Origin of the sequence: Bowmanella yangjiangensis (genome assembly GCF_017255015.1) — a bacterium.
In the GTDB taxonomy this organism is placed as follows: Bacteria; Pseudomonadota; Gammaproteobacteria; order Enterobacterales; family Alteromonadaceae; genus Bowmanella; species Bowmanella yangjiangensis.
On sequence record NZ_JAFKCS010000018.1, the window covers coordinates 13,734 to 27,444 of the forward strand.

Below are 13,711 nucleotides of genomic sequence, written 5' to 3' on the forward strand. Positions count from 1 at the left end.
TGCCTCTTTTTTTGCAGTGCATTAATTTGTGTTAATAAATTGTTAGCAAAAGGCTTGCCAGGTATGGTCGTTTTTTGCGCAGCCTTAAAGAATAAGGGCGTCAGGTCACTCCGCCACTGGAAGCCGAAGATTCACTAGGCTCTTTTTGTCAAATGTGGCAGTATTTTCTTAGTCTTTCTGACAAAAGTGGCAATTATGAACTTGTCCGTTATCCAATCCATGATTGATGCACTGGAGAAGCCTGCAATTTTTATTCGCCCGGATTATTCCATCCAGGCGGTAAATCGGGCCTATCTGGACACTTACAAACAACCAGTGAAGCTAGGGCATAGTCGTTGTCATGAAATTTCTCATCACGCCGCAGAGCCTTGCGATCGTCACGGTGAAGAGTGTCCTCTGCTTTATTGCCAGCAGCATGGCCGCAGCACCAGCGTGGTACATGTTCACCATACTCAAACAGGCCTACAGCACTGCGACATTCTTATGCGCCCGGTTCGTGATGAAGATGGCATGACCCTTGGATATCTGGAAATTTTAAACAAAGTGACATTCGCGGCGGCAGGGACAGACGTGAATAAGATGGTTGGTGTGTCAGCCCCATTTAATCGAATGCTGAATCTGCTCAACAGGGCAGCATCGGCTGATATTAGTGTGTTGTTACAAGGGGAAACTGGCACCGGCAAAGAACTGGCGGCCAGGGCGGTACACGATGCTAGTCTTCGACACGACAAACCCTTTGTGATAATTGAATGCACCGGACTGAGTGAAGCGCTGTTTGAAAGCGAACTTTTTGGTCATGAGAAGGGAGCCTTTACTGGTGCCTCTCAGGCTAAAAAAGGTTTAGTCGAGCTAGCTAATGGCGGCACATTATTTTTTGACGAGATTGGTGACGTACCCTTAAATATGCAGGTGAAGTTGCTGCGCCTTCTTGAGACCCGCAGTTTCAGAGCGGTGGGTGGATTGCACCCGAAGCGCAGTGACTTTCGCCTGGTCTGCGCATCACATAAAGATTTACTGGCTATGGTGGAGGCTGGAGAGTTCCGGCAGGATCTTTACTACCGAATCGCCGGTTTTCCTATTCAGCTTCCGGCACTGCGCGAGCGACCTGTCGACATCCCCTTGCTGGTGGAACAATTTTTATTGGTATCAACTGAAGGTAAACACTTCTCTCATGCTGCTATGCAGAAGCTATGTACCTACAGCTATCCAGGTAATATACGCGAGCTTAAAAGCATTGTTGAGCAGGCCAGTCTGATTGCCAATGATAGTCAAATTCAAATTGAAGACCTACCGCAGGTGCTACAGAATCATAGCCAGGAGCAAGGGGCGTCGGATCATGAGATCCGCAGTTTAGAAGCGCTCGAAGGTGACTATTTGGCACAACTTTGCCAGACGTTCCCAGGAAGCTTTGAGGCGCTGGCTGATGCGCTGGGTGTCAGTGACAGGACCCTATATCGAAAGCTGCACAAGTTCGGTTTACGCTTTCGCTAATGCGCAGATCAGGCTGGTAATTCCGGGCAGAACTTATCTTTGAGCAGTTGCATAAAACGTAAGGTATCGGGATCCTTAATACTGTAAAAGATGGTTTGCGCTTCTTTTCGGCATTGCACCAAACCTTGCTCCCGCAAGACCGCCAGGTGCTGGGAAAAAGCTGAGGCACTGAGGCTGAAAGTTTTATGTAATTCGCCAACGTTTAACTCACCGGTGGCGAGCCGACATAAGATCTGCAACCGATGCTCATTGCCCAGCGAGCGAAGGAAAGCGGCCGCTTTACTCGCTTCATCTTGATGCATTTCAATGTTGGTCATGGTTACCTCCTTTACAACAAAATGCGGCACTTGCAGGTGCCGCATAAACGGTTATTTACCAGCCCTGGCCAGTTCTGCTTCGGTTTTAAAACCGAATACTTTACGCAGTACTATGGTGGCCGGACAAAAACCGGTAAAAGACTGCTGAAATAAGTTGGCACCGATAAACACGGTGAACCAGACAAAGTTGGGATGTACCCAGACCGTCAGGGCCACGGATAATAACACCATAAAGCCAGCAAAGGCAGTCAGGGCTCGTTCAGCACTCATATTACGTCTCCTCATATTGAGCTAGCAGTGGTTGTCTATCAGTTACCGATGCACTGCTACATGGCAACTGCTTTACTCAGAAACCGTACCTGACTCGCAGCCAGGCATTATTGTTGTCTTTAAACTGGCCAAAGAAGGTATGTTGCTTGTCGGCGAAAAACAGATTCAACCCGGCCGCCCAGGACCAGTTGTCATCCAGTCTATGATTCAAGCTGGGGCGCAGGTAACCGTCCTGATCCGTCGGGGAATAAAAGCTGAACAGAGACAGGGTTAGGTCATCCGCAGCGTTGCGCCAAGTCAGCCGATTGGTCAGTACCACGCGATTCTGCTCTTTTTCCCATTGTGGAAAAGGTGAATGGGCGAGCAAGGCGCTATGGTCCAAAGTGTGTTCCAGATAAAACTGAAAGCCGCCGGTTAAGCGAGTGATCAACTCCTGCTCATAGCCCAGTAGCAAGCGCCACTGGCTGTTTGGCACTGTGGGGTTGCTGCCATCCTTGTCTTGGCGGCTGTCGTGGTAGGCCAATTCCGCGTTGAATAGACCCGCCCCCAGAGTTTGGCGAATGGATGCGCCTACGACCCGCAGGCGACTGAAAGTGGGGATGCCTTCAGGGCTCAGGCTCTCTGGACTTTTGCTATAGCCATCATAGGCATAGAAAGCCATCTCGCGACCATCTAAATTTTTAAACAGCCGTAAGGCCCATTCGTCAGAGCGGGGTGTGAGGGCATCAAAGCCAAGGGCGATGATGCCGCCTGCCCAGGGGTTAAAGAACGAAAAGTAGTCGCCGTTGATATAGTTGTCCGGGTCAAACTTTGGGGTCCACACCAAGTCAACATTAGCCAGATCAAAATAGCCCGATACCTTTACCGCGTCAGAGGGAGCTTTGAGGTATTCATCATGGCGTCCGGCAAAGAACGACTGCCAGTCTTTCGGAAATAGGTCGTTTAGAAACAGATAGTCACCGGTTCCCCAGGTAAGAATCTGCCGTCCCGCTTTGACATCCAGGTGCTGGCCTAGGCTAAAGCCTGCAGATAACTCACGAAACTGACCACGCCATTGTTGTTGCACGCCGTCATACCAGCCGTCTGCCTTAGCGGTTACAGAAACGTGCTGCCACTGGCTGCTTTTTTCCAGTCTGAGCCTGGCATCGGCCAGGCTCACCCGCGGATTCCATTGGCTGGAAGTCAGCCGGCTGCCAAGCGCCAATTCGGCAAAGCCTTGTACCGGCAGGGTAGTGCTTTCCTCCTGCCAGTCCACATCCCAGTCGTCTTGTGGCGGCTCTTGTGCCGCCACGCTAAGACTAACCATCAGGGCGAGTAGCGATATACGCGTCATAATCAGTCCTTCAGATTCAACCAATCCCTGGGGGGATTGCGCAGACTGCGCTCAGAGAAGATGTCCTCTGGCAGACCAAGATCATACTTGATGAAGCGAAATTGCATTTCGGTCTGACCGCCGCTGAGCAAATCCTGCACCCTGGAATGGGTTACGGTAGGGTGCCCATCGATGTTTTCAACTTTCAGAGTTTCAACTTTGCGGTATTCACGATCCTGGTTGTCAAAAAAACGGATTTCCACCGGCAGCATGCTGGTCTTGTCGATTTTTACCTGGTAGCGGCTGAACTCCACTGAGGCCGGATCTTTGGGTTTACCTTGCAACAGATAGTGATCAGTGTTTTGTTCCAGCAGGGTGAAGTCGTCCAGCTCGGTGTTACGGCCTGAAACATCTTCATAAAAGAAATGTGAACCGACAAACGAAGTACGTTTGTCACCGGCCGAAATCCGCTTAACTAAGTCCAGACCCGGCAGGTACAGCCAACGGTCATCGTCACTGTCGGTGTGCTTGACTACTCTGAATACTGTATCGCGAACATCCGCAGGCTGGGAAAAGAACACCATCATGTCTTGCGCACCGCCATCGGCCTGGTCGCGGCGTAAAATGGTGAACTGGCGCATCTGTTTGCGTCCCTGATTGTCGGTGATGATCATACGCGCCGCGCTGCGGCCGTCATCACCAGCATAGTAGGCAGCCAGCTCGGCTTGTTTGACAATGTCGCGAGCTTCCTGGGCGTACAGGGTGTTGGTCAGTGACAGACCCGTCAGAAGTAAAAATACTGCGTTTTTCATGATCATTTCTCCTTATCAGGATTTAAACAGCCAGGGGCGTACCAGGCTGATCAGCGAGGGCAGCATAATCAAAGTGACCAGTGCCGATATGGCCATAATGCTGGCCAGAAAGACACCCACTGTGATGTAAGGTACCAGCGGTGCAAACAGCAGCGGAGTGAAGCCCATGGCAATAACAATAGCATTGCGACTGATGGCACGGGCCGGTTCCTCAAACATCAGTGACAGGGTGGTTGGCCAATCTTTATGTTCTGCCCAGGTGGCACGGAAGCGTTCGATAAAGTGAATGGCAAAGTCCACTGACAAACCCAAGGTTAGTGACGATAGCACGGCAATGGGCATGTCATAGTCTTTACCAATCCAGCCGATCAAGCCGTAGATCAGGCTGATAGTTAAGGTCAGTGGCAGCATGGCCAGAATGCCAAATGCCAGAGAGCGGAATAGCACAACCATCATCACCAGTACCATCACAAAGGCACCCAGCAGGCTGTCGAGCATGCCGGCGACCATTTCTTGTTGCCATACCACGTTAAGGTAAGCCTTTCCGGCCCAGTCCAGTTTCATATCGGACGGTAGTGGGTGGCTTTGTATATACTCATTTACCAACTGCACAACCGCAGTCATGTCCTGATTGTCGCCACTGGTCAGTTGCAGCCAAATCAGGCTTTGGCGGTAATCAGGGGTGACGAAGTGCCACAAATCCTGTGGACGGTGTGAAGACTGGTACTGCAAGAGTGTTTGTGCCACGCCGTTGGCAGAGGAGGGCAGAACAAAGTCTGTCTCGGTGCCAGAGCGTAATTCGCGGTTCACCGTTTTAACTACATCCGACAGGCTGTTGGATTTACCCACCAAGCCGCTGGCCTGCAGGTGCACCTGTAACTGGCTCATATAGTCGAGCACCTCGGGTGACAAGAAACGCTTGGACTGGCTGGATAACCTTTCCAACTTAGCTTGCAGTGCCAGCAGGTTATCCAACTCGGTGGCATCATTGAGTTCGAATGATTTGTCATCAATGGCCATTAGCATAGATGACAAACTATTGCTTTGTACCAGCAGTTCGGCCTGCTGACGCAGCCATATACGGGTCGTTTCAGACATTTGCTTGTCATTTTCCGCCGCAGCAATGGCTTGAATGGCTTCATGATTGACGTTGCTGGTATCAGTTAAGACCAAAAATGCATCGTAGGTACCGGCAAAGTGTTCATTCAACACGCGGTCGGCAACGCGCAGCTCATGCTCGGACTTAAACCAGCGAACCGGGTTGTCGTTGATATTGATTAGACTGATACCGTAAACAGATACCGCAAACAGTCCTGCAAAGCCCAGCAGCCAAAGCTTGGCATGGCTGCCCGCCAGTTTGCCTAAAGTACGAAGTGCGGGTGTCAGTTTTGAATCGGCTTCTTTAGGCAACTTAGTAATCAGCTTGGCCAGAGATTTGTCACTTAGCCCTGACAGATACGCAGGCACGAAGATCACAGTGAGTAAGAACGCCAGCATAATACCGCTGCCGACAAAGGCGCCAAAGACCTGAACCGGCGGAATGGGGGTCAGCATCAGTGACAGGAAACCCACTGTTGAGGTTACCGAAGTAAATAGCATGGGAGTAAATAAGTGCCCCATCACCTGGCGAATAGTGTGACTGGCTGCTTGTCCGGGTTTATGCCGGTCGGCGAACTCAGACAGGATGTGCACTGAATCCACCACGGCGATGGGCATCAGGAAAATGGCAATCATCGAGGACATGATATGCACAGTGAAACCCATGCCAATCAAGGCACCCATGGTGATCAGTACGGTGGCCATAGCCACTATCATGGCGGGCAGAATAAAGGGCACATTGCGGAAGAATACCCACAGCAGAATAAAGATGGTTAGCCCGGCTAAAGGCGCAGAGATGCCCATCTGAACAAACATTTCGTAGCCAAATCTGTCTTCTGCCACAGGCAGACCCGTGATGTGCCATTCATCCTGGCTGCCCAAGGTAGCAATATGGGCTTTCAGATCCCGGGCTATGGCGTAGCTTTGGTTTTTATCCACGATAGGCACGTACAACGCCGCCGCCTTACCGTCACCAGATACTAAGGTGTTACGCAGCAGCGGTAATCTCTCGGCTTGCTCGCGAATACGCTGTGCACCTGCTATATCGCTTGGGGCGGACTTCATCATCCACTCAAAGCGTATGGTACCTGGCTCTGCCTGGGTAATATTGTCCACATTAGCCAAAGACATCAGATCGGCCTGAACCACGCCCTCTATGCCTGTTGCATACTCGGTCAGAGCCACCAGGGCTGACAATGTTTGAGGGTTGTAGATGCTTTGCGCATTGACCACGCCAACGACGATAGTGTCGTGCATGGCAAAAGTGGTTTTCGCCTGATTGTGGAACAACCGCTCTGGATTGCTGGCATTGAGCATATTTTCCGGATCGGTATCAATCTGGATTTTGGGTAATTGTGCGACAAATATCAGGGTCAAAAACAGCAAGCCCCAATATACCCATTTACGATAATGGATGGAGAAGTTCAAAAGTACGTTGACCATCTGGGCCTCAAATATCAGAAATTTCTAATTTAGAATAACTCGAAATATAGCGAACAAAAAAACATCTGTCATTATTTATTTCGCTTTTTGCTAAATTAAGCTTTGCGAGATGCGAGATGCGAGATGCGAGATGCGAGATGCGAGATGCGAGATGCGAGATGCGAGATGCGAGATGCGAGATGCGAGATGCGAGATGCGAGATGCGAGATGGGCGTTGCGCGTCCCTGGAACAGAGACACGCTTAGATTAATGGCTGAATGTATAGAGTAGCTATATTCGCACCCTAGGGCAGTTCGATACGCAAATCGGCTTTTTTCCAGGCTTCAAAGCCACCTTCAACCGAATAAACCTTAGTAAAGCCCATGCGCATCAGCGATTCGGCGGCCAATGCAGAGCGGGCGCCACTGCGGCAATACAAGTAGATATCCTGTTCGGCCAGCTCTTCCAGCGGCGCTTCCGCACCTTTAGCCTGCGGTAGGTTAGTTAAACTGGTTTCTAAGATCCCTCTTGGCACATTGATGGCTCCGGGCACAAAACCCTGGCGGTATTCATCTGGCTCTCGCACATCCAGCACAATGATAGGATGCGCCAACTGTTGTTCCAATGTGCTGATTGGCACTTCCTTGATTCGTTGTTTTGCTTCTGCAACCAACTGTGGGGCGGTTTTAATCATATGACCTCCAATAGACTATGTCCGACGATAAACAAAGCGATAATCAGTAATAACAGGGCAAAACCGCGACGCAAACGCTGTTGCGGCCAATTTGCCGACCAGTAGCGACCAGTCAAACTACCGACAATTCCCAAAGCGCTGATGGCCAGTAAGAGCGACCAGTCCAATTGCCAACTGTTTTGCATAGACAGATTGGCCATTAAGGCAAGCGCTGCATTGCTGAAAATCAGCAGTAAGCTGGTGGCCCGGGCATGGAAAAAATCCAGTCCGGCAAAGCGAATCAGAATGGGCAGTAGCATAAAGCCGCCGCCAGCGCCGGTAAAGCTGGTTAGGGCACCAGCAAGCGTACCGGCAACCAGAGTAACGTAAGGGTTTGACTTAGGTGTCGTGACATCTTTGTGTCGCCACATTGCCCTGGCTGCAATGAGCATAAGCGTAGCGAAGACAATTAATTGCAGCATCGGATGGGCGAATTTGGCCGCTAGGGCACCAAGATACCCACCCAGGGCCCCGCTTATGCCAAGTTGCAACGCGGCGCGCCAGTTTATTTGCTGCTTGGCTGGGCTAAGCAGCAAAGTGGCAAGACTGATCAGCGCCACAATAAAGAGTGAACCGGCAATGGCCTGCTTAACGTCCTGACCGGCAAGATAGACAAGCAGAGGTAACGCTAGCACAGAGCCCCCGGAACCTAATATTCCCAGGCTCAGACCAATTCCAGCGGCGGCAAGAAGGGCTAACTGCATCGTTATCTCTCTTTGGAATAAGTTTATAACCTTGTGTTGTATGTTATTTCGTGTTTTGCTAAAGTTCAAGGCGAAATCTTCATCGGGAGTGATATTTTATGGCACTGCATGTCGAGACCTTTTTTCATCAGGACAGCTCAACCTTAAGCTATGTGATTTATGAGCCACATAGCGGCGAGGCGGCCATCATCGATCCTGCCCTGGACTTTGACTATGCGTCCGGACGCAGCCACACCGCCTTTGCAGACAGCCTAATCAACTACGTTGAAACTCAAGGCTTACAGCTGAAGTGGATTTTGGAAACCCATGCCCATGCGGATCATTTAACCGCCGCCCAGTATCTGAAGAACAAGTTGGGTGGGGTGATTGCCATAGGTAAGGGCATTGCCAAAGTACAACATACCTTTCAGGGCATCTTTAACCTGCACGACAGTTTGCAAACCGACGGTAGCGATTTTGATCATCTGTTTGATGAAGGTGATAACTTTTGTCTTGGGGATATTCAGGGAAAGATATTGGCCACCCCCGGGCATACCAATGACAGCCTGAGTTACGTCATTGACGGCAACGCCTTTGTTGGCGACAGCCTGTTTATGCCGGACGCCGGCACCGCGCGTTGTGATTTTCCGGGCGGAAGTGCCGCGCTACTTTATCAATCGGTGCAAAAACTCTATGCACTGGGGGATGATATGCGTATTTATGTTGGACATGACTATCAGCCCGAAGGTCGGGCACTGGCCTATATGGCCACGGTCGCTGAGCATAAGGCGCACAATGTCCATATTAGTAGCGATACCAGTGAAGCGACCTTTGTTCACAGGCGCCAGTCTCGTGACGCCACGCTGGCCGTGCCTCGCCTGATTGTGCCCAGTATTCAGGTCAATATCCGGGCTGGAAAATGGCCTGAGGCGGAGGACAATGGGCAGATTTACCTGAAAGTGCCGGTGAACCTATTAGGAAGTACCAACAGCTAGCGCCATAAGATGTGTATTTTTCTACAATAGTGATTCGATTGGCAGCAGTCCTGACAGCCAGGCGCCAAAGCGACGAAACATCGAGGCGTCGGGTTCATTGCTAAGGCATTGATTATTGGCATGATCGATCCAGAGCAGTTGTTCCTTTTCGGTTAGTTTTACCTGATAAGCCAATGCGGGCAACAGAGGGCCGATGTTGTGTCCGATTAGTGCAGCAAGTGTTGGCTGGTGGATAAAGATGCCCATTTCAGAATTGAGGCGGGCAGAGCGGGGATCGAAATTAAACGAGCCGACAAAGACTTCCTGGTTGTCTATGACAAAGGTTTTAGCGTGTAAGCTGGTACGACTGCTGCCAGATAAACGGGCTTTGGGTTTAGCGATAGGATTCACACGGGTTTCCCACAAGGTTACTCCTGCCTTGAGCAGGGTTTTTCGATAATGTGCATACCAGCCATGTACGGCAAATACATCGGTAGAGGCGAGGGAATTGGTGACTATAGTGATATCAATGCCTTGCTGTGCCGCTTTGATCAGAGCCTGGGTGCCGCCTTTAGAGGGAATAAAATAGGGCGATACAATTAGCAAGCTGTTACGGGTTTTGCTGATAACCGCGCCAATCTGATGAAGCATCTGAGAAGCTGGTGAATCCCGGTTAATTTTGCCGGGTTGGTCAAAGAATAATTCTGCCTCACCAAAGTGCCAGGCTGATGTGTCTTGCAACAGCTTTCCCCACTCGGCTTCAAAGGGAGTATCAGGCTGGTCAAGGCTTTGCTGCAACATGCCCTGCCAGCCAAGCAGAGTTTGGGTATGACGAGCGTGGCGACTGGCCAAAGCGGCAATATTGATGCTAAGTGGGGAGTTCCAATACATGTCGAATTGCTGACTGATTTGTTGCACGACAGGACCGATGGCAGTCAAATCTAAGTCACCAAAAGTAACAGCTGCGCTATTAAGCAAATATTCGTCGCCGATATTTCTTCCCCCAACAATGGAAACAAGCCCATCGACCGTAAGGGATTTGTTGTGCATGCGCCGGTTTTGCTGGTCCAGGTTGAACAAAATAGCCAGGTTACGAAAGGCCCGGTTTCGAACCGGATTGAATAGCCTGACATGAATATTAGGGTGGCTGTCCAGGCTAAGCAGGTTATGGTCACTGCGTTTTTGCCAGTCATCTAACAACATGCGCACTCGTACTCCTCGCTCGGCGGCTTTTAGCAGTGCCGTTGCAATCATCTTGCTGGTTTGGTCATCGCGGAAAATGTAGTACTGCAGGTCGATACTGACCGTTGCTTTATTTATAATCGCTAACCTCTCATCCAAGGCGCTCTGGCTGGTGGTTAGCGGTGCTACGCCAGTTAAACTGGGTGACGGATGCCTGAGGTTGTTTATGGCGTCAACTAATAGCCCTTCGCTGGCAGTCATACAAATCAACAACGTCAGTCTGTTCATCCAATAAAACCGGCTATGCGGGTCAATGCTATCTGGTCTAACAGTTAAATGCTTCAGGGTCAATGTCTGGTCATTAGCGATGGCTAAAAGGGCGCTTTGCAGATGGATTTGTTACCCGGCCTGTTGATTTGTCACAGGCCAGTGTTACATTGCCTGCCTTTGGCCTTGCATTGGGTTGTTTATGAAGTCGTCTCTGTCTCAGATCTTTGCCCGGGGTATGTTGTTCAGCTTACCGCTAGTGATTACCTTTGGTGCCTTGTATTGGTTCTTTAATTGGTCAGAGTCTTTGCTAAGCGTCCCCTTGAGTTACTTGCTGCCACAAGGCTGGTATGTGCCAGGTATGGGAGTGGTGTCGGGCCTGGTGATCATTTTCCTGCTGGGGCTCCTGGTTCAGCTTTATTTGGTTAAGCATCTGTTTCATTGGTTTGAGTCGGTGCTTGAACGCATTCCTTTGGTCAAGACTTTATACGGTAGTGCCAAGGACATTATGAAATTGTTTTCCGGCTCCAGTCAGGATGAACTGCAAAAAGTCGTGTTGGTGAGCATGCACGAAGATATTCGCATGATTGGCTTTGTCACCAATGAACAAATCGACTTTGCTGGCGATGACGACCTTATTGCCGTGTATGTGCCCTTAAGCTATCAGGTAGGCGGGCATCTATTGTATTTGCCTCGTAGTCGTTGTGAGCCGCTGGATATGCCAGTGCAAAAAGCCATGCAACAGGTGCTGACGGCGCACATCAGTCAGGCTAAAAACAAGAAGCCATAACCAAAATGCTATAGGTGCGGGCGCTTTCTTGCCTAGGCAAAGGTCTGCCCGCCCTGTTACAATTCACTCTGGTTCCGCTTAAGAACCAAAGCCAAGGGGTGCCCACCTCCATATCTGGAGAGACGGCTGAGATGCGGCTGAATATCAGCGCAAACCCTTACACCTGATCCGGATAATACCGGCGTAGGAATGGTTACGAGGTTTTCCTCCAGATTTTGTCCCATTGACCTGCCGTTACCCCGGATCTTTTCCAGCTGTGATGAGAAGATCCAATGCAAACTAAATACCGTTATCTTTCTGTTGCCGTGGCGCTAGCATGTCAGCCTGTATGGGCTGACGAAATCAATGCAGAGCTGCAGGCTGTTGAACATATTGTGGTGACCTCGGATTTTGCTGTGCGTAATCTGCAGAATGTTCCGGCCAGTATTTCGGTGGTGGGCCAGAATGAAATTATTGCCCGTCAGGCACAGCACTTAGAACAGATCCTGAATGTCGCCCCTAATGTCAACTTTGCCAGTGGCGCGTCCCGTGGCCGCTTTGTTCAAATTCGCGGTATCGGCGAGCGCAGCCAGTTTGCCGAGCCGATTAATCCATCGGTGGGCTTTGTCATTGATGATATGGATTTTTCTGGCATTGCCGCAGTAGGCACACTGTTTGACGTTCAGCAGGTTGAAGTGCTCAAAGGCCCTCAAGCCACTGAGTTCGGCGCGGCGGCCCTGGCCGGCGTGGTGAAAATTCAAACCGTGGAAGCAGGTAATGACAGTCCCAGCCGCGTCAGTCTTAGCCTGGCGGAGAACAACAGTTGGTCGGCCGGTTTTGCCCATGGCGGTGAACTGAGCGACAAGCTGTTATACCGTGTGGCCGCCCAGCAATACCAAAGTAATGGTTTTATTGAAAACCAATACCTGGGGCGGGACGATACCGCTAATCGCGATGAACTGACCAGCAGACTTAAGCTCAAATATCTGGCCAGTGATAACCTGACTCTGGCACTTAACTATCAGTATTTTGATATCGATAACGGCTACGACGCCTTTACTCAGACCAACGACGGTAAAACCCGTTCAGACCAGCCAGGCTATGACCGCCAGCAAACCCATGCACTGAGCCTTAAAGCGGATTGGCGTCTTGACTGGGCAACCTTAAGTGCCATTGGCAGTTGGTCTGACTCAAAGATGCAATACGGCTACGACGATGACTGGTTGTATGACGGCTATCCTGGTGGCTACACCGCTTTTGATGCCTACGCACGTGAGCGCGATACCCACAGCTTGGAACTACGTCTGGCGTCTTCTGCAACATCCAAGTGGTTCAATGACAGCACCGAATGGGTGGTGGGGGCCTACAGTAAGAAAGTGGACGAAGTGCTAACCCGCGAATACGACTATCTGGACGGTATTTTCCGTAGTGAGTATCAACCGGATAACCAGGCCTTGTATGGACAGACTATCAGCCAACTGAATGACAAAACTCGTCTGACAGTGGGACTGAGATACGACCATTTTGACATCGATTATCTCGACTCGGACGGCTTTGTCGCCAATGTCAGTGACGACATGCTGGGCGGTAAGTTGGTACTTGATCATCAGGTTAACCAGCAGACCATGGTGTACGCTGGCATCAGCCGCGGCTATAAAGCCGGTGGATTTAATGTTGACGATCAGGTCAGCAGCGCTCGTCGTAACTATGCGCCTGAGTACAACTGGAACTATGAGTTGGGTGTCAAAGGCGCCAATGCCGAAGGTGATTTGACCTTACGTGTAGCAGGCTTCTATATGCAGCGTAAAGATACCCAGGTCAGTGACTATGAGTTGGTGGCCTCCAGTGGCCAGGCCGCTGACTTTATCGACATTATCGCTAATGCGGATATTGGTACTAACTATGGTCTGGAAGTAGAAAGCCGCTGGCAGGTGAATAACAGCCTGGGGCTTTATGCCAACCTGGGGTGGCTGCGTGCCAGCTTCAAGGAATACACCAATGCCAAAGGGGAGTTTGTTGATAAGCGAGATCAGGCACAATCCCCACGTTATACCTTTAATGTCGGCATGGACTGGCAACTGGCGGATGATTGGCACTGGCATGTGGAAGCTGACGGCAAGGACGGGTTCTACTTCTCGGATGGACATAATCAACAAGCTCATTCCGAGGTGTTGGTGCACAGCCGTTTGAGCTGGCAGCTGGGGAATTGGAGTTTGTCTTTGTGGGGGCAGAACCTGTTTGACCGTGAATATCATGTGCGCGGTTTCTACTTTAACAATGAACCCGAAGATGGCTATGACCAGAATAAATCCAAGCTTTATACCCAGTTGGGCGATGGCCGCATGCTGGGCATAAGCCTAGATTACTTGTTTTAATCTAAC

The 13,711-nt window shown here is 50.5% G+C and carries 12 protein-coding genes and 1 riboswitch; of the genes, 4 read left to right on the forward strand and 8 right to left on the reverse strand.

What is annotated here, in order from left to right; all coding sequences use genetic code 11:
- The first annotated feature begins 195 nt into the window (after window positions 1-195).
- Window positions 196-1,491 (forward strand): sigma-54 interaction domain-containing protein, encoded by a 1,296-nt coding sequence (locus tag J0A65_RS16040; protein WP_232850005.1) that lies wholly within the window; start codon window positions 196-198, stop codon window positions 1,489-1,491.
- A gap of 8 nt (window positions 1,492-1,499) precedes the next feature.
- On the opposite strand, the gene J0A65_RS16045 is transcribed toward J0A65_RS16040, so the two are convergent.
- From J0A65_RS16045 to J0A65_RS16075, 7 genes are all read right to left on the reverse strand, one after another.
- Window positions 1,500-1,808, reverse strand: coding sequence for an ArsR/SmtB family transcription factor (locus J0A65_RS16045; protein WP_232848735.1), 309 nt, complete (start codon window positions 1,806-1,808; stop codon window positions 1,500-1,502).
- Window positions 1,809-1,859: 51 nt separating this feature from the next.
- A complete protein-coding gene (locus J0A65_RS16050) occupies window positions 1,860-2,078 on the reverse strand; it encodes a YgaP family membrane protein (RefSeq protein WP_188696665.1) in 219 nt (72 codons plus the stop codon).
- A 76-nt stretch (window positions 2,079-2,154) separates the two neighbouring features.
- Window positions 2,155-3,411 carry a DUF1302 domain-containing protein gene (locus J0A65_RS16055; protein ID WP_232850006.1) on the reverse strand — a complete coding sequence of 419 codons (1,257 nt, stop codon included), beginning with the start codon at window positions 3,409-3,411 and terminating at the stop codon, window positions 2,155-2,157.
- A 2-nt stretch (window positions 3,412-3,413) separates the two neighbouring features.
- Window positions 3,414-4,202 carry an outer membrane lipoprotein-sorting protein gene (locus tag J0A65_RS16060; RefSeq protein ID WP_206595340.1) on the reverse strand — a complete coding sequence of 263 codons (789 nt, stop codon included), beginning with the start codon at window positions 4,200-4,202 and terminating at the stop codon, window positions 3,414-3,416.
- A 15-nt stretch (window positions 4,203-4,217) separates the two neighbouring features.
- Window positions 4,218-6,743 carry an efflux RND transporter permease subunit gene (locus J0A65_RS16065; RefSeq protein WP_206595341.1) on the reverse strand — a complete coding sequence of 842 codons (2,526 nt, stop codon included), beginning with the start codon at window positions 6,741-6,743 and terminating at the stop codon, window positions 4,218-4,220.
- A 283-nt stretch (window positions 6,744-7,026) separates the two neighbouring features.
- Complete coding sequence (locus J0A65_RS16070) at window positions 7,027-7,416, reverse strand: rhodanese-like domain-containing protein (RefSeq protein WP_232850007.1); 390 nt, start codon at window positions 7,414-7,416, stop codon at window positions 7,027-7,029.
- A complete protein-coding gene (locus tag J0A65_RS16075; RefSeq protein WP_206595342.1) occupies window positions 7,413-8,159 on the reverse strand; it encodes a sulfite exporter TauE/SafE family protein in 747 nt (248 codons plus the stop codon). Before J0A65_RS16075 ends, J0A65_RS16070 begins: the two co-directional genes overlap by 4 nt.
- 98 nt (window positions 8,160-8,257) lie before the next feature.
- Here J0A65_RS16075 and J0A65_RS16080 point away from each other — a divergent pair, with 98 nt between their 5' ends.
- Complete coding sequence (locus J0A65_RS16080; RefSeq protein WP_206595343.1) at window positions 8,258-9,133, forward strand: MBL fold metallo-hydrolase; 876 nt, start codon at window positions 8,258-8,260, stop codon at window positions 9,131-9,133.
- A gap of 21 nt (window positions 9,134-9,154) precedes the next feature.
- Here J0A65_RS16080 and J0A65_RS16085 read toward each other — a convergent pair whose 3' ends face one another.
- Entirely contained in the window at window positions 9,155-10,582 is a 1,428-nt protein-coding gene (locus J0A65_RS16085; RefSeq protein ID WP_206595344.1) for a phospholipase D family protein, read from the reverse strand.
- A 181-nt stretch (window positions 10,583-10,763) separates the two neighbouring features.
- Here J0A65_RS16085 and J0A65_RS16090 point away from each other — a divergent pair, with 181 nt between their 5' ends.
- Both J0A65_RS16090 and J0A65_RS16095 read left to right on the forward strand, forming a co-directional pair.
- A complete protein-coding gene (locus J0A65_RS16090; protein ID WP_206595345.1) occupies window positions 10,764-11,351 on the forward strand; it encodes a DUF502 domain-containing protein in 588 nt (195 codons plus the stop codon).
- An 84-nt stretch (window positions 11,352-11,435) separates the two neighbouring features.
- A riboswitch (TPP riboswitch) is annotated at window positions 11,436-11,558 on the forward strand.
- 65 nt (window positions 11,559-11,623) lie between these two features.
- Window positions 11,624-13,705, forward strand: coding sequence for a TonB-dependent receptor (locus tag J0A65_RS16095; protein WP_206595346.1), 2,082 nt, complete (start codon window positions 11,624-11,626; stop codon window positions 13,703-13,705).
- Window positions 13,706-13,711: the final 6 nt, after the last annotated feature.